Here is a 16,745-nt window from a genome sequence, read left to right on the forward strand (position 1 = left end):
TCAGGAGGCCGGCGTGATGAACCGTGGTCATCGGTGGAAGTCGTGCTGATGTTGTCGTAGGGGCCCACTAACCTTCGTGGGGTGCATGTCGCCCACCTGTCGCTGACCGACTTCCGGTCCTACTCCTCCGTGGAGCTGGCCCTGGAGCCCGGCGTGACGGCGTTCGTGGGCCCGAACGGCCAGGGCAAGACCAACCTCGTCGAGGCCCTGGGGTACGTCGCGACACTCGGCAGCTTCCGCGTCGCGACCGACGCGCCGCTCGTCCGCCAGGGCGCCATGCGGGCGATCATCCGGTCCGTGGTGGTCCGCGACGATCGCCGCGCCCTGGTCGAGCTCGAGATCAACCCGGGCCGGGCGAACCGGGCGCGGCTCAACCGCGCGCCGGTGCCGCGGCCGCGCGACATCCTGGGCCTGCTCCGCACGGTCCTGTTCGCGCCCGAAGACCTCGCGCTGGTGAAGGGCGACCCCGCCGACCGCCGCAGGTTCCTGGACGACCTGCTGGTCGCGCGGGCTCCCCGCTTCGCCGGCGTGCGGGCCGACTACGAGCGGGTGCTCAAGCAGCGCGGCGCGCTGCTCCGCAGCGCCATGCAGTCCCGCCACGGCCGCAGGCAGAGCCCGCGCCGGCAGGAGGCCGAGGCCGGGTTCGCCGCCTCCGGCGCCGGAGACGCGCTCAGCACCCTGGAGGTCTGGGACGCCCATCTCGCCCGTCACGGCGCCGAGCTGCTCGCCGCCCGCCTCCAGCTGGTGGCGGCGCTGAGCCCGCTGGTCGCCCGCGCCTACGCCCTGCTCGCCCCCTCCTCGGCCCCCGCCGGCATCGAGTACCGCCACACGTTGTCCACAGCGGTGGACGGCCTGCCGCAGGCGCCGCCGTCCACGCCGCCGGACGGCCCTGTGGACGGCCTCGCGGAGCCACCGCCGTCCACAGGGTCAGGAACTCCGGTGCCCGACCGCCCGGCGCTGGAGGAGGCTCTGAGGGCCAGCCTGCTGGAGGTCCGGCAGGCCGAGCTCGAACGAGGGGTCACCCTGGTCGGCCCGCACCGCGACGACCTGATGCTGCGCCTCGGCGAGCTGCCCGCCCGCGGCTACGCCAGCCACGGCGAGTCCTGGTCGTTCGCCCTGGCGCTGCGCCTGGCCGCGTACGACCTGCTGAAGGCCGAAGGCGGTGATCCCGTGCTGATCCTCGACGACGTCTTCGCCGAGCTGGACGCGCGCAGGCGGCGCAGCCTGGCCGAGATCGTGGCGCCGGCCGAGCAGGTCCTGATCACCGCGGCGGTGCCCGAGGACGTCCCCGCGCAGCTGTCCGGCGCCCGGTTCGACGTCGCGGAAGGGAGCGTCACCCGTGTCAGGTGAGCCGTCCGGAGTCCAGTCCCCCGACGTCGTCGCCGCCCGCGGCGCGGCGCTGGCGCGCGAGAAGCTCGCCCAGGCCAAGGCCGACGCGGCCAAGCGCGGGCAGCTTCCCCGGCGTGAGCCCCGCCGCCGCTCGGCGGCCCGGCGCGACGCCGGCGACCCACAGCTCTTCGGCCGGGCCATCCGCGACCTGCTCGCCGACCGGGGGTGGGAAGAGCCGCTCGCGGTCGGCGGGGTGTTCGGGCGCTGGCGCGAGATCGTCGGGCCCGACCTGGCCGCGCACACCAAGCCCGAGACCTTCGCCGAGGGCGAGGTGCTGATCGTCGCCGACTCCACGGCCTGGGCCACCCAGGTGCGCCTGCTCGCCTCCACGCTGGTCAGACGCCTGAACGAGGAGCTCGGAGACGGCACCGTGCAGCGGGTGAAGGTCCGCGGGCCACAGAACGGTCCCCGGCAGAAGGGAGGCCTGCGCGTGACCGGAAGCCGGGGTCCTGGTGACACATATGGTTGACAGAGGCCTAACAGCGTCGCCCGACCAGCGTCGGCGGGGTGCTCATCCCCGGGGAAACCGATCAGAATCACGTTGGCGGCAGTGACCCCCCTCCCTCGTGGGGGGATGCTCACTAAGGCATCCAACGCCCGACAGGCCGCCACAGCGGCCGTCAATGCCACCTGATGCGCTTCTGACCGGTAGAATGAACTCGGATTCCGGACACGTCCGTATGCGAGTCACCCCCGGCCGCGCGCCGATCTCCCACGGGTGGTCGCATCGAGGCACTCACGACGGTGACGGGCACGGCAGGAGCAGCCGCATCATGGCCTCTCCTGCCGCGTGTCCGCGGCAGGAGGATTTGGCACTTGTCCTACGACGCTAGCTCAATCACCGTTCTCGAAGGGCTTGAGGCGGTTCGTAAGCGCCCTGGCATGTACATCGGCTCGACCGGAGAGCGTGGCCTCCACCACCTGGTCCAAGAGGTCGTGGACAACTCCGTCGACGAGGCCCTCGCCGGGTACGCCGACCACATCGAGGTCACACTCCTCGCCGACAACGGCGTCCGGGTGGTGGACAACGGCCGTGGCATCCCCGTCGGCATCGTCCCCGGCGAGGAGCGGCCCGCCGTCGAGGTCGTGCTCACCGTCCTGCACGCGGGCGGCAAGTTCGACAGCAAGTCCTACGCCGTCTCCGGTGGCCTGCACGGCGTGGGCGTGTCGGTGGTCAACGCCCTCTCCACCCATCTGGAGGTGGAGATCAAGACGGAGGGCCACTACTGGCGGCAGTCCTACGTCGAGAGCAGGCCGACCGGCCCGCTGGTCAAGGGCGAGCCCACCGACGAGACCGGCACCTCGATCACCTTCTGGGCCGACGGCACCATCTTCGAGACCACCACGTGGAACTTCGAGACGCTGTCGCGCAGGCTCCAGGAGATGGCCTTCCTGAACAAGGGCCTGACGATCGTGATCCGCGACGAGCGGCCCGATCACATGAACGGCGAGCCGCATGTGGTGACCTACCACTACGAGGGCGGCCTGTCCGACTTCGTCAGGCACATCAACGCCAAGAAAGAACCGGTCCACAACTCGGTCGTCGACTTCGAGTCCGAGGGCGACGGCATCTCCGTCGAGATCGCGATGCAGTGGAACGCCTCCTACAGCGAGTCGGTCTACACCTTCGCCAACACCATCAACACCGCAGAGGGCGGCACGCACGAGGAGGGCTTCCGTGCGGCGCTGACGACGATCGTCAACCGCTACGCCCGCGAGCAGAAGTTCCTCAAAGAGGGCAAGGACGACAACCTCACCGGTGACGACATCCGGGAAGGCCTCACGGCGATCATCTCGGTGAAGCTCGCCGACCCGCAGTTCGAGGGCCAGACCAAGACCAAGCTCGGCAACACCGAGGCCAAGTCGTTCGTCCAGAAGGCCTGCAACGACTTCCTGCGCGACTGGTTCGAGCGCAACCCGGGCGAGGCCAAAGAGATCATCAGCAAGTCGCTGCAGGCGTCCCGCGCCCGCATCGCGGCCCGCCAGGCCCGTGACCTCACCCGGCGCAAGTCGCTGCTGGAGGCCGGCTCCGGGCTGCCGGGCAAGCTCGCCGACTGCCAGTGGACCGAGCCCGAGAAGTGCGAGCTGTACATCGTCGAGGGCGACTCGGCGGGCGGCTCGGCCAAGGGTGGCCGAGACCCGAAGTTCCAGGCCATCCTGCCGATCCGCGGCAAGATCCTGAACGTCGAGAAGGCCCGCATCGACCGCGTGCTGAAGAACAACGAGGTGCAGGCGCTGATCACCGCGCTCGGCACCGGCGTGCACGCCGAGTTCGACATCGCCAAGCTGCGCTACCACAAGCTCATCCTCATGGCGGACGCCGACGTCGACGGTCAGCACATCACCACCCTGCTGCTGACGCTGCTGTTCCGCTTCATGAGGCCGCTGATCGAGGCCGGGCACGTCTACCTCTCCCAGCCCCCGCTGTACAAGATCAAGTGGGACAGGAAGGGCGAGGACGCGAGCTACGCCTACTCCGACCGCGAGCGCGACTCCATCATCGAGGCCGGCATCACGGCGGGCAGGCGCGACCCGCGCATGCACGACGGTGTGCAGCGCTTCAAGGGGCTGGGCGAGATGAACGCCTCCCAGCTCTGGGACACCACGATGAACCCGGCGACCCGGGTTCTCCTTCAGGTCACGCTCGACGACGCAGCCCAGGCCGATGAGATGTTCACCGTGCTGATGGGCGAGGACGTCGAGGCGCGCAGGTCGTTCATCATCAGGAACGCGCGGGATGTCCGATTCCTTGACGTGTAGCGGCTGCCGTACTGACTCATCTCCGAAAAGGACGTACCACCCGTGACGGAAGTGAACACCCCGCCTGGTCCTCCCGCCGACCGCGTCGAGCCCGTGGACATCCAGTCCGAGATGCAGCGCAGCTACATGGACTACGCGATGTCGGTCATCGTGTCCCGGGCGCTGCCGGACGTGCGCGACGGCCTCAAGCCCGTGCACCGGCGCGTGCTCTACGCCATGTACGACGGCGGATACCGGCCCGACCGCGGGTACTTCAAGTGCTCCCGCGTCGTCGGTGACGTGATGGGTTCCTACCACCCGCACGGCGACGCGTCGATCTACGACACCGTCGTACGGCTCGCGCAGCCGTGGGCGCTGCGCTACACGCTGGTCGACGGCCAGGGCAACTTCGGCTCGCCCGGCAACGACCCGGCCGCCGCCATGCGGTACACCGAGTGCCGGCTCGCGCCGATCGCCATGGAGATGCTCCGTGACATCGACAAGGAGACCGTCGACTTCCAGCCCAACTACGACGGCCGCTCGCAGGAGCCCGTCGTCCTGCCGTCCAGGTTCCCGAACCTCCTGGTGAACGGCGCGGCCGGCATCGCGGTCGGCATGGCGACCAACATCCCGCCGCACAACCTGCGCGAGGTCGCCGCCGGCGTCCAGTGGTGCCTTGAGAACCCCGAGGTCACCGACGAAGAACTGCTCGAGGCGATGATCGCCCGCGTCAAGGGTCCCGACTTCCCCACCGGCGCGCTGATCGTCGGCCGGCGCGGCATCGACGACGCCTACCGCACCGGGCGCGGCTCGATCACCATGCGGGCCATCGTCGAGGTCGAGGAGGACCCCAAGGGCCGCCAGTGCCTGGTCGTCACCGAGCTCCCTTACCAGGTGAACCCGGACAATCTCGCGCTCACCATCGCCGAGCTGGTCAAGGACGGCAAGGTCAACGGCATCGCCGACGTCCGCGACGAGACCTCCTCGCGCACCGGCCAGCGCCTGGTGATCGTCCTCAAGCGCGACGCCGTCGCCAAGGTCGTGCTGAACAACCTCTACAAGCACACCCAGCTCCAGACCACGTTCGGCGCGAACATGCTCGCCCTGGTCGACGGGGTGCCGAGGACGCTGCGGCTGGACCAGTTCGTCAAGCACTACGTCGCCCACCAGATCGAGGTCGTCGTCCGCCGCACGCGCTACCTGCTGCGCAAGGCCGAAGAGCGCGCCCACATCCTGAGCGGCCTGCTCAAGGCGATGGACCGCATGGACGAGGTCATCGCCCTGATCCGCCGGTCGCCGTCGGCGGCGCAGGCGGTCGGCGGCCTGATGGAACTGCTGGAGATCGACGAGATCCAGGCGCAGGCCATCCTCGACATGCAGCTGCGCAAGCTGGCCGCCCTGGAGCGCCAGCAGATCATCGACGAGTACGAGTCGCTGATGACGCAGATCGCCGACTACCAGGCGATCCTGGCCTCGCCGAGCCGTCAGCGGCAGATCGTCGGCGACGAGCTCGGCGAGATCGTCAACCGGTACGGCGACGAGCGCAAGACCGAGATCATCGCCTACGACGGCGACATGTCCATCGAAGACCTGATCGCCGAAGAGGACATGGTCGTCACCATCACCCGTGGTGGCTACGCCAAGCGCACCAAGACCGACCTCTACCGCGCCCAGAAGCGCGGCGGCAAGGGCGTGCGCGGCGCCCAGCTGCGCCAGGACGACATCGTCGAGCACTTCTTCGTCACCACGACGCACCACTGGCTGCTGTTCTTCACCAACAAGGGCCGGGTGTACCGCATCAAGGCCTACGAGCTGCCCGACGCCGGCCGCGACGCGCGCGGTCAGCACCTGGCGAACCTCTTGGCCATGCAGCCGGACGAGCACGTCATGGAGGTCCTCGACCTGCGCGACTACCAGGTCTCCCCCTACCTGGTGCTCGCGACCCGCAGCGGCCTGGTGAAGAAGACCCGGCTGTCGGAGTACGACTCCCCCAGGTCAGGCGGCCTGATCGCCGTCAACCTCCGCGAGGACGACGAGGTCATCGCCGCGCGGCTGGTCTCCGAGGACGACGACCTGCTGCTGGTCTCCCGCGGCGCGAAGTCGATCCGCTTCACCGCCTCCGACGAGACCCTTCGTCCCATGGGCCGCGCCACCAGCGGCGTGATCGGCATGCGCTTCCTGGACGGCGACGAACTGCTGGCGATGAACGTGCTCAGCGACGGCGCGGACGTGCTTATCGCGACCGAAGGTGGGTATGCGAAGCGGACACCCGTGGATCAATATCCTCTTCAAGGAAGAGGCGGGCAAGGCGTACTGACTGCGAAGATTGTGAGTGCCCGTGGCAAGCTGGTCGGAGCAGTCATGGTGAGTCCCGAGGACGAGGTGTTCGCGATCACCTCGGCCGGTGGGGTGATCCGGACCAGCGCGGGTGAGATCAAGCAGTCCGGCCGCCAGACCATGGGAGTGCGCCTGATGAACCTCTCAGAAGGAGACAGCGTGGTTGCCCTCGCCCGCAACGCCGAAGCGCTGGACTCCGAGGACAACGGGGGAGATGACGAGGAATGAGCCCTCAGGCGAACTCCGGTGGTTCCGGCGCATCGGGAAAACCGCCCGGAACGTCGGCGAACCGTAAGCGCGGCACGCCAAAGACGGCCCGGCCGGCGTCCTCGGTGAACTCCTCGACACGCAATCATGTGACGGAGAGCGTGAACACCTCGGAAAGTACGGGCAAGGTCCGTTCCCCCGCCGACCAGAGTGATGACAGGGTTGTCGTTGTGTCCAATGACGACGACGCGGCGAACCCGGCCGCAGGTGGCGAGGGCGGCGACGCGACCCTGCGCATCCGCTCCTCCTCCGTGCCCGACAACTCCTGGTCGCCCGCCGCCGACGGCCAGGGCGCAGGCCCGACCAGGCCCTCGCCGAAGCCCCAGGCCGCCCCGTCGCCCGGCCAGGGCGCCGGTCCGGCCGCGCGCCCCGTGCCCTCCGGCGCTCCGGCGGGCGCCCCGCGCCCCGGCTCTGCGGGCCCCGGCCCGAGTGCCGGTCCAGGCACGGGCACGCGCCCGGCCGCCGGCCCTGGCGCCGGAACACGCCCGGCAGCCGGGCCCGGTTCCGCCACCGGAACACGCCCCGCCGCCGGCTCAGGCCCGGCGGGCCCAGGCGCAGGCCCCGCCACCGGAACACGCCCGGGCGCCACGGGTTCCCGGCAGGGCGGCTTCGGCGCCGTGTCGGCCCTGTCCACGCCCGAGCCGGTCGTCAACGCCCGCCCCGAGCAGCGTGACAAGCCCGCGCCCGCCAAGGCGCCCCGCAAGGCCCACCTGGTGCTGCGCAGGGTGGAGCCCTGGTCGGCGATGAAGTTCAGCTTCGTCGTCTCCCTGGTCTGCTTCGTGGTGCTCTTCGTGGCGGTCGCGGTCCTGTACGGGGTGCTGTCGGCGCTCGGCGTCTTCGACTCCATCGTGAACACCGTGACGCAGCTCACCGTGCCCGACGGCAAGACCACCGCCGGCATCGACATCAAGTCCTGGTTCGAGCCGGTGCGCATCCTCGGCTACACCGCCCTCCTCGGAGCGGTGAACGTCGTCCTCATCACCGCCCTCTCCACGCTGGGCGCCGTCATCTACAACGTCGCCTCCGACCTCGTCGGCGGCGTCGAGGTGACCTTCAGCGAGGCCGAGTGACCCCACCCGCGCTCACGGCCCCGGCCACGCCGGCACCGCCCGGCCCCGGCCGGGTCGGTGCCGCTGACGACCTTGGTCGCCCACCGTCCACACCAGACTGGGCGATAACAGGTGAAATCTGTGGCACAGACGGGCCCCAGAGCACGGTAAGCTTTTCCCTGTCGGTGAGACGGTTCGCTTCCGCACCGCGGAGGCGATAGTGTTCTCTCCGTCAGCGGGGCTATAGCTCAGACGGTTAGAGCGCTTCCCTGATAAGGAAGAGGTCCCAGGTTCAAGTCCTGGTAGCCCCACCCAGCTAGAGGCCCTATTCCAATCAAGGAATAGGGCCTTTGACGTCAACAGGGACGGCGACGTCACCGGACTTCGTCTCCGAACAGCTCTCCCGAGATCTTGCTGATCGCTTCTGTGCGGCTGTCCTGATCGCCGTGCGCGTAGATCTCCATCGTGACCGAGATCCGCGCATGCCCCAAGATCTCTTTCGCGGCGCGTGGTGAGACCTTCAGATTCTTGAGCAGTGTTCCGGTGGTGTGCCGAAGGTCGTGCAGCCTGATCCGTGTGCGACCGACATTGATCGTTCACGCCTGGGTCCGGGTCTTCTGCTGGGGCGTTCGTAGGGGGGTTTGGCCGCCGAGGTCTTGCCGAGATCCGCTTCGTCCGCGACCCGGACGGCAACAATGTGGAGGCGGTCTGTCACCTGCCCGAGTAGCCCTCGCGGTCCTCAGAGTGGCACCGACTCCGGTGAACAGTGCCTGCGCGCCAGGTGGACGCTGCATCAAAATGCCTGACGGCGGCGGGAAGATCAGAGCCGTGGGCCGCGCGAGCTGGTATCCGGGCTCGCCCGGGACGGATCCCCGGCCATTCGCAGCGATCAATCTGTTGCGGCGTCCGATATCCCGGACGGCCGGCCACATCTGAACGGTGGCCATGACCCGCCTTCAGCCGGTTGCCGCCACCGGCCGTTCCGTTCCCCTCCGAGGCCCTCACCGTCCGCGGCACGTCACCGCCCCAAGGCTGCGCCTGAGGTGCCCGTCTGGCACGGGCACACTTAAAGGACGGGTACATTATCGGGTCGGGCGTTTAACCGCATTGCGGTAAATGCCACCAGGCACCCCAAGAGTGTTCCTTCTGTGCGATCAGCCGCCGAGCCGGCGACCTCGCACGGCGAGCTCGATCCAGGTTCAGATTAAAACTCATAAGCGCTGATAAATAAGGACCATCAGAACATTCCGCGCCTCCATCACCGTATGGGACTGCGGCCAGAACCGGCCATCCCATCTCCGTCTGAGGCCTTGCGTCTTCCCTGTCGTCGGTGATTAGGTCATCTACATGACAAGCGTGCCACTGTGTGCGGCAGGTGAGAGCAAGGACGGATTCACCGTGTTTCATCCGCGATGGATCCCCGTCAGATTCTGATCGTCGACGACGTCACCGCCGAGCTGGCTCGAGCTGCTCGCACGTAGCCTTGCCAGAGAGTCAAGAGTCCCCCCACACGATCTGCCACTGTCATCGATCGGTTTTCCAGTAGATATTGGACCGATACAACCAGTCAAGTCATGTAAGCAGGGGAACGAACACCACCTCGCGCCCCGGACGCCGGGAGCCTCTCCTCTCTCGGCGTTTCAGAGCTCATCTTCATTCACTCGCGAGATCCTCTCACGTCATCGCACGGAAATTCAGTTCACCATGCCCAGATTCCCGGCCGAGGGCGTTCATGTGAGCGTTTCCCGGCTCCGGATCACTTTGGAGTCCACTCCGTGACGAGTTCGCTTTCCGATGTCCAGAGTTCCTTTCCTAAGCCGGTGACCGGTGAAAGCTCCCAGTCGCCCACACCGGGCCTCACTGCGGCCTTCGACCCCGGGCGCTTCCACGACGGCGCCGTGAACGTCGTCGAACGTCTGACGACGTACCTCGGCGACCGGTCGGTCCGAGGACTCGACCTCCTGCATCCGGAGGCGCTGCTGAAGGCCGCGCGGGAGCTGATGACCCTCGAACGGCAGGGCATCGCCGAATTCGACGCCGATCGAGTGGACCAGATCGTCGACCTGTACGCGGAGACCGGTATCCCGGTCTACTCACCCGGTTACATGGGCCGGCAGTTCTCCGGCGTGGTGCCACTTGCCAGCCTTATCGACCTGGTCGGCTCGGTGGTCAACCAGCCCTCCTCCTTCTATGAGGCCGGCCAGCTCCCGAACGTCGCCGAGCGGCTCATGGCCGAGGAACTCAATCGGTTCGTCGGCTGGGACCCTGACCGGTTCGCCATGGTGACGACCTCAGGGGGCTCCCTGGCCAACCTGACCGCGCTGCTCGCCGCCCGCAACCGCGCCTTCCCGCAGATCTGGACGGCCGGATCCGGCGGAACGCCGGGCCGCCCCGCCATCGCGGTCAGCGAGGAGGCGCACTACAGCGTGACGCGCGCGGCGGGCGTGCTCGGCATCGGAGAACGGCAGATCGTCCGGCTCCCCGTTGATCGGGCCGGGCGGATACTCCCTGACCTCGCCGCCCCGGTACTGGACGAAGCGCACCGGCGCGGCCTGCGACTGTTCTGCCTGGTGGCCTCGGCCGGGACCACGTCGATGGGCGCGTTCGACCCGCTGGAGGAGCTCGCGGCCCTGACGCGCCGATATGGGCTCTGGCTCCACGTGGACGGGGCGCACGGCGCGAGCCTGCTGCTGTCGGACCGGCACCGGCACAAGCTGCGCGGCATCGAGCAGGCCGACTCGCTGACCTGGGACGCCCACAAGATGCTGTTCATGCCGGCGCCGTGCACGTTGCTCTTCTACCGCGACAAGACGGCGGCGCGCGGCGCGTTCCGGCAGCGTGCCAGCTACGTCTTCGACGAGGAACCGGACGTGTACAGCGCCTACGACAGCGCGGACCAGAACTTCGAGTGCACGAAACGTCCGATGATCATGCCGCTCTGGACGGTCTGGTCGGTCTACGGCCCGGCGCTGTTCGCGCAGAAGATCGACCGGTTGTGCGCGGTGGCCCGGCAGGCGTACCAGATGGTCGCGGCCGAGCCGGATTTCGCCGTAGCGCACGAACCGGAGTCCAACATCCTGTGCTTCCGGTACCGGCCGGACGGCGTGGATCCGGCGACCGTGCACCGGCTGCAGTTGGAGATCCGTAACCGGATCCGGGACGGCGGGCGCTTCTTCATCTCCAAGGTCGACATCGACGGGGTGGCGGCGCTGCGCGTGGTGGTGATGAACCACCTGATCGACGCCGGCCACCTGGCCATGCTCATCGCCGAAATCAGGGACATCGGGCAACGAGTACTGCGCGCGAGCGCCACGGCCCGGCACGAGCAGCGGAACGGGAGTCATTCATGACCATGACGGATTCGGACATCGGCGCCGCGGCGGAGCTGGCGGCACGACTGATCCCGGAGGAGGAGCTGCGGCCCCGCTCTGTGGACGAGGTCACCCGGCTGCCCTCGCTGACCGAGAAGCTGGAGGAGTGCGGGCGGCTCACCGGAACTCCGTACTGCGAGTCCCCGCTCGGCCTCCAGAACGCGCTGGTGTTCCGCCGGCTTCAGCAACTCGTCGGCATCGCCCTGCTCAACCCGCTGTGGCGCGAGCGGCTGCACTACTTCGGGATTCGCGACGCCCCCGCCGACATGTCCGAGTGGGAGCGGATCCCTCTCTCCGACAAGATCGTGCAGCGGGACATGTTCATGGGCGCGCGGGCCGGGATGGTCGTGCCGCTCGACCGCGGCGGGTTCGAGGTGGTGGCCAGCGGCGGCACGGGTGACGGCATGCCCTTGGAGATCGTGTACTCCCTGCGGGAACTGCGCGACACCTACCGCATCGCCGGGGCCTTCATGGGCGCCTACCAGCTAGGACGTTACCTGAGCGGCCCCGGGCCGCGCTGGTTGTTCACCACTCTGGCCGACTACCAGATGTGGAGCAGCGGGACCATGGTCGGCGGCGTTCTGTCCGAGGTCCCGGGAGTCAACTACATCGGCGCGGGGCCGGTGAGCGCACCGGTGCTGGAGCACATGTTCTCCTACCCCGGCCACAAGGCGCTGATGGGCATCACCGCCAGCATCGCGCTCCTCCCCGAACTCGGTGCGGGCCTGACGCCGCAGGCCAGGGCGAGTTTCCGGGTCGCCATGTACGGCAGCGGCTCCCTGCCGCAGCGCAAGCGAGACGAACTGCAGGCGTTCTTCCCCAACGTGTCGATCCTCAGCTACTTCGCCGCGACCCAGGCTGAATGCGTCGGGCTCCAGCTCGACCACACCTCGCCGGCGCTTTCCGCCGTGCCGGGGCTGCACCTGGTGGAGATCGTGGACGAGCACGGCCGCGCCGTGGCCGAAGGCGAGGAGGGCGAGCTGGTCGTCACCCGGCTGCACGCCGACGAGACGCCGCTGCTCCGGCTCAAGCTCGGCGATCGGATGATCCGCCGCCCTGCCCTGGACGGGCCCGGGTTGCGCACCGAGCGATTCGAGTTCGCCGGGCGCACCGCCGATGTGCTGCACCTCAACGACAGCCAGTACTCGGCGACGCTGGCCCACGCGGCCCTGCGCGGGAGGCTGCGCTCGGCGTCGGGCGTCGACCTGGACCTGGTCGCGCACGAGATCCAGTTCCACAACCACCGTGAGGACCGGATCCTCACCCTGCTTGTGGCGGTGGACGACCCTGAGGGCATGGCCGCGGCCGTCGAGCACGCCCTCGGCCCGAGCGGGACGCGGCGGCTGTTCACGCAGGCGCTGCCGAGCTCCCTGTCGCTCTTCAACGACAGGGAAGCGAACGCGGTGGCCATCGAGCAGACCGGATACGAGTTCCGGCTGGAATTCGTACCGATCTCCTCGCCGCGGGTCGAGCGGACCGCCGTTGGGAAGACGCCGCTGGTCAGGGACCGGGGCTGATGATCAGGGACCGAGGCTGAGCACGTGGCGGCCCGTGAACCCGGCAAATCCGACAAGGAGGATGCATGAAGGAGAAGGTCAGCATCGTCGTGATGGTCGACGCCGTCGGGGCGTTGTCCGACCGGACGCTGCACAACGGCAACCTCTCGCTGGTCGACGACGGATCGGCCGGGAGCCTGCACCAGGGGACCCCGGACCTCATCACGGCGGTGGTCCCGGGTCAGGTCGTCCAGTGGACGCCCATCCACGTGGACGTGCAGACCCCGGTGGAGATCCAGTCCATCGAGTTCCTGTCCGGTGCGGCCGTCGCCCCCTCGGACGACCCGGGCGTGCCGCCCTACCCGGCGGAGCCCCCTGCCGTTCCGGCACCCGACGCCACCGACTCCAACGGGCACGAGAACCAGGACCTGCTGGTGTGGGAGGGCGTCGTGCCCTACTCCATGATTCCCGGTGTCCCGTACCGGTACCGGCTCGCGCTCAAGCTCCACGAAGGACCCAACAGCGTGCTGCACATCGAATCGCCCGCGCTGCTGCGCGTGTGATCCACGTTCTGCGAAAGGCGGTTCCATGGCACAGCAACACGGGATCATCGTGCTGTTCGACGTCGAGAACGCGCTTCGGACGCGGTCGCTCGACGGCAACACCTACTGGTTCGACAACATGAAGTTCCTCGGCTCGGTCGGTGAGGGCACCGGGCGACTGGTGACGATCGTGCCCGGCACCTACTACCTCGACGGGTCGCAGGCGACCGAGCAGGTGCTGAACTGGCTGCCCGCGGCGCTGGGGGCGATCCCCCCGACGGTGCCGCGTAATTACCTGGCCGAGCAGGAACGCGCGCACGACCGGCGCACGCTGGAGCAGCTGGCCGCGATCGGCGGTGAGGGCGAGGCGAGCCGCGCCGAGCTCACGCGGCTGCAGCAGCGGGTCGGCAAGCGTCCCCGCAAGCAGGCCGGCGGGCGTGGCCTCACCGCGGCCAGGCTGCTGGACGTCACCGGGAAGACCACGAGCAGCGCCGCCGCGTACAACTATCCGGCCCCGGTGATCACCGATATCACCGGCCAGGCCGTCAGCGAGAAGATCATGTACCCGGCCCAGTACGGGTCGCCCGACATGATCTACGACGGCTGGTACTGGGCCGCGACCGTGGACACGAGCCGGCCCGGGGTCTACTCGTACACGGTGCACGTCCAGCTGCACGAGCTGGTCGAGCGGAACGACGAGCTGGTCTGGGAGTCCGTGGATCTGACGTGCGAGTCCAGCCTCAAGATCACCAGCGACCCGAAGCGCAACGCCTTCACCGGCGCGGGCCTCGGCGTCCTCCCCCTCCCGGCCGTCCCTCCTGCCAGCTGACCCCGCTCGAACCGGCGCATCTCAGAACAGAAGGAGTCGTATGCCCCCGAGGAATCGACAGTCCGAATACCGGCCCGCACGGCCTGTGACGATCACTGCGGTGGTCGACCCCGTGGCCGCGCTGGCGTCGGAGAACCTGGACGGCAACCTCTACCTCTACGACACCAACAGGGCCGCGGGGTCCTCCGGTTTCGGCACTCCGGAGCTGCGCAGCTTGGTACGCAAGGGCGACACGCTGCTGTGGAACGTGATCCCGCTGGAGTGCGAGACCTACGTGGCCCTCGCCGACATCGAGATCGACCCGCGGATCGCCGAGCCCACGCGGAGGGTGTATCCCGGCACCGACATCGTGTTCTGGACCGCCGAGGTCAAGGAAGCTCTCACCAAGCCGGTACCGTACCGGCTCTCCTTCCTGCTCGGCACCGTGGGCACGCCGTTCACCCCGACCGCCCGGCCGGCCCTGACCGGTTCCGCCGGCGTAGGAAAGGAAGGCCGATGACCCAGGCGTACGCGGCCACGGACTTCGCCGACCGCGGCCAGCTCAACTCCGTCCAGCTGAACGTGGTGACCCTCATCGACATGGAGAAGGCCGCCGCGACCAAGTCCCTGGACGGCTGCCTCTACATGATGGACAACAGCGTCGGGGGAGTCGGGCAGGGTAGCGACCATCTGGAGACCATCTGCAAGCAGGGGCAGGTGATCAACTGGATCGTCCGCCCGATCGACATGCACCGCCGTCAGGACGGCACCTGGCCTCCGATGCCGAAGATCAACAACCTGGTTTTCCTCGACATCGAGAAGGGTGACGAGGACGACGTCGCCGAGCGCCGGATCATGACCGAACTCAAGGTCTACGGCGCTCCCGACCGGATGCGCGACCAGTACACCGCCGTCTACTACTACTGGGCCGGGGCGGTGATGAGCGACGCCAAGCCGGGGGTCTACCGCTATCGGTTCGTCCTTGAGCTGGAGAAGGAACAGGGCACCGACAAGTTGTACCTGAACTCGGTCAACTATCCCGCCCTGCGGATACTGACCGTCTGACGGCCCCGGGGCCGGTGAGCACGGTGTGGTGAAGACGGCTCGTCATGGCCGCCCCGGGCGGCCATGGCAAGCCTGAGAGGGCCCCGCGCCTTGTTGGGTTAACGTGGTGCACACGATGCCCGACGGTGCGGCCAGCGGAGTTGCCCATGACGACCACCATCACCGTGATCGGCGGCCCGACGGCCCTGCTGGAACTCGGCGGGCTGCGCATCCTCACCGACCCGACCTTCGATCCGCCGGGAGATCACCCCGTCGGGCCGCTCACGCTCACCAAGACCGCCGGTCCGGCCCTCTCCTCCGCCGACGTCGGCCGGGTGGACCTGGTGTTGCTCAGTCACGACCAGCATCCCGACAACCTGGACAACCTGGGCCGCGAGGCGATGACCGCCGCGTCGCTGACCCTGAGCACACCCGCGGCCGCCGCGAACACCGGAGTCACTCCCCTGCGGCCCTGGGGACACCACGATGTCGGCCCGGTTCGCGTCACCGCCGTTCCCGCCCTGCACGGCCCGCCGGGAAGCGAGCCCATCGTCGGTCAGGTCACCGGCTTCGTGCTCACCTGCGCCGGGTCGCCCACCATCTACGTCAGCGGGGACAACGCTTCGCTGGAGTACGTGGAGCTCATCGCCGGGCGCTTCCCGGCCATCGATGTCGCGCTGCTGTTCGGCGGCGCCGCCCGCGTCCCCATGCTCGACGAGCGGCTCACCTTGAACGCCGCCGAGATGGTGATCGCCACGCGTGTGCTGAAAGCCCGGCACGTCGTGCCGCTCCATATCGAGGGCTGGAGCCACTTCACCGAGAACCGGGCGGACGTGCACACGGCCTTCTCCGAAGCCGGTCTCAGCCACCTGCTCGTTTCCCCCGATCCAGGGCGACCGGTCACCTTGATGTCCGCCTGACGATGCGAGGCGGCGGAGCCTGGGCACGACGGATGTCAGGGAGAGTCCGCACACCGCCGGCCCGCCTGGCCGCGCCGCGTTCGGGTGGGCGGGGTCACGAGGTCGGGTCTGAGGTCAGGGAGTCGATCCAGCGTTGCAGGCGGTCGCCTTCGCGGGTCATCAGCTCGGGGTCGCGGAGGGTGTTGGTGATCAGCGAGATGCCCTGGTAGGCGGCGATCAGGGCGACGGCGAGGTCACGGGAGTCGTCGCGGCCCATCGCGCGGAACTGCCGCTCGGTCCAGTCGATCAGTATGCGCATCACCTCGGCGGCGGTGCGGTCGAGGCCGTCGGCGCGTTTGTCGAGCTCGGAGCTGAGGGTGCCGAAGGGGCAGCCGAACCGCGCGGCGAGGTCGCGCTGCTCCACCCAGCCGCTGATAAGGGTCTTCAGGCGGTCCTGCGGGGTGGGCAGCCCGTCCAGCGCGGAGATCATCGTCTTGAGGCTGTGCTCGTGCGCCCCGATGGCGGCCTCGACCAGGTCGTCCTTGGTCTTGAAGTAGTAGTACACGTTGCCCACGGGGATGTCGGCGGCGCGGGCGATGTCGGCGAGGGTGGTCTTCTCGACGCCTCGTTCGTGGAGCACCCGCACCGCCGCGGCCGTAAGGCGTTCGCGTTTGCCCTGCTTCGTGACCACCGCGGGACGGGCGTCGATCTCTGAGTCAGTCACCTGACTAACTATAGACAATCAGTGCCCAGCCTGGCTATGGTCACTCCCGTGAGTTAGTCAGCTGACTGACTTGGTCGGGC

Annotated in this window: 14 protein-coding genes and 1 tRNA gene; 13 read left to right on the forward strand and 2 right to left on the reverse strand. The window is 68.5% G+C overall.

The window, feature by feature from the left end; all coding sequences use genetic code 11:
- The first annotated feature begins 81 nt into the window (after positions 1-81).
- The 6 genes from recF (at position 82) to ACFO60_RS08910 (ending at position 8,092) form a co-directional block, all read left to right on the forward strand.
- Positions 82-1,350 (forward strand): DNA replication/repair protein RecF, encoded by a 1,269-nt coding sequence (gene recF, locus ACFO60_RS08885; protein ID WP_380839021.1) that lies wholly within the window; start codon positions 82-84, stop codon positions 1,348-1,350.
- Positions 1,340-1,858: a DciA family protein gene (locus tag ACFO60_RS08890; RefSeq protein ID WP_380839023.1), complete on the forward strand. Its 519-nt coding sequence runs from the start codon at positions 1,340-1,342 to the stop codon at positions 1,856-1,858. Before recF ends, ACFO60_RS08890 begins: the two co-directional genes overlap by 11 nt.
- Positions 1,859-2,226: 368 nt before the next feature.
- Complete coding sequence (gene gyrB / locus ACFO60_RS08895) at positions 2,227-4,149, forward strand: DNA topoisomerase (ATP-hydrolyzing) subunit B (protein WP_380839330.1); 1,923 nt, start codon at positions 2,227-2,229, stop codon at positions 4,147-4,149.
- Positions 4,150-4,191: 42 nt separating this feature from the next.
- Positions 4,192-6,693 carry a DNA gyrase subunit A gene (gene gyrA / locus ACFO60_RS08900; protein WP_380839025.1) on the forward strand — a complete coding sequence of 834 codons (2,502 nt, stop codon included), beginning with the start codon at positions 4,192-4,194 and terminating at the stop codon, positions 6,691-6,693.
- A gap of 410 nt (positions 6,694-7,103) precedes the next feature.
- The gene (locus ACFO60_RS08905) at positions 7,104-7,802 is read left to right on the forward strand and encodes a DUF3566 domain-containing protein (RefSeq protein WP_380839332.1); all 699 of its coding nucleotides are present in this window, start codon (positions 7,104-7,106) and stop codon (positions 7,800-7,802) included.
- 216 nt (positions 7,803-8,018) lie between these two features.
- Positions 8,019-8,092: transfer RNA gene (locus tag ACFO60_RS08910), tRNA-Ile, on the forward strand.
- 63 nt (positions 8,093-8,155) lie between these two features.
- Here ACFO60_RS08910 and ACFO60_RS08915 read toward each other — a convergent pair.
- Positions 8,156-8,374, reverse strand: coding sequence for a tyrosine-type recombinase/integrase (locus ACFO60_RS08915; protein WP_380839334.1), 219 nt, complete (start codon positions 8,372-8,374; stop codon positions 8,156-8,158).
- Between the two features lie 1,227 nt (positions 8,375-9,601).
- Here ACFO60_RS08915 and ACFO60_RS08920 point away from each other — a divergent pair.
- The 7 genes from ACFO60_RS08920 (at position 9,602) to ACFO60_RS08950 (ending at position 15,962) form a co-directional block, all read left to right on the forward strand.
- The gene (locus tag ACFO60_RS08920) at positions 9,602-11,131 is read left to right on the forward strand and encodes a pyridoxal phosphate-dependent decarboxylase family protein (protein ID WP_380839027.1); all 1,530 of its coding nucleotides are present in this window, start codon (positions 9,602-9,604) and stop codon (positions 11,129-11,131) included.
- Positions 11,128-12,669, forward strand: coding sequence for a phenylacetate--CoA ligase family protein (locus ACFO60_RS08925; protein ID WP_380839028.1), 1,542 nt, complete (start codon positions 11,128-11,130; stop codon positions 12,667-12,669). The genes ACFO60_RS08920 and ACFO60_RS08925 overlap by 4 nt, the downstream gene beginning before the upstream one ends.
- A 65-nt stretch (positions 12,670-12,734) precedes the next feature.
- Positions 12,735-13,211, forward strand: coding sequence for a hypothetical protein (locus ACFO60_RS08930; protein WP_380839030.1), 477 nt, complete (start codon positions 12,735-12,737; stop codon positions 13,209-13,211).
- A gap of 25 nt (positions 13,212-13,236) precedes the next feature.
- Positions 13,237-14,019 carry a hypothetical protein gene (locus tag ACFO60_RS08935; RefSeq protein ID WP_380839031.1) on the forward strand — a complete coding sequence of 261 codons (783 nt, stop codon included), beginning with the start codon at positions 13,237-13,239 and terminating at the stop codon, positions 14,017-14,019.
- Positions 14,020-14,119: 100 nt separating this feature from the next.
- Entirely contained in the window at positions 14,120-14,518 is a 399-nt protein-coding gene (locus ACFO60_RS08940; RefSeq protein WP_380839032.1) for a hypothetical protein, read from the forward strand.
- Positions 14,515-15,063: a hypothetical protein gene (locus tag ACFO60_RS08945; RefSeq protein WP_380839033.1), complete on the forward strand. Its 549-nt coding sequence runs from the start codon at positions 14,515-14,517 to the stop codon at positions 15,061-15,063. Before ACFO60_RS08940 ends, ACFO60_RS08945 begins: the two co-directional genes overlap by 4 nt.
- 146 nt (positions 15,064-15,209) lie before the next feature.
- Positions 15,210-15,962 carry an MBL fold metallo-hydrolase gene (locus ACFO60_RS08950; RefSeq protein ID WP_380839035.1) on the forward strand — a complete coding sequence of 251 codons (753 nt, stop codon included), beginning with the start codon at positions 15,210-15,212 and terminating at the stop codon, positions 15,960-15,962.
- Positions 15,963-16,056: 94 nt separating this feature from the next.
- Here ACFO60_RS08950 and ACFO60_RS08955 read toward each other — a convergent pair whose 3' ends face one another.
- On the reverse strand, positions 16,057-16,665 hold the full coding sequence (locus ACFO60_RS08955; RefSeq protein ID WP_380839037.1) for a TetR/AcrR family transcriptional regulator: 609 nt from the start codon (positions 16,663-16,665) through the stop codon (positions 16,057-16,059).
- Positions 16,666-16,745: the final 80 nt, after the last annotated feature.

This window comes from Sphaerisporangium dianthi (genome assembly GCF_042654065.1).
Classification (GTDB): Bacteria; Actinomycetota; Actinomycetes; order Streptosporangiales; family Streptosporangiaceae; genus Sphaerisporangium; species Sphaerisporangium dianthi.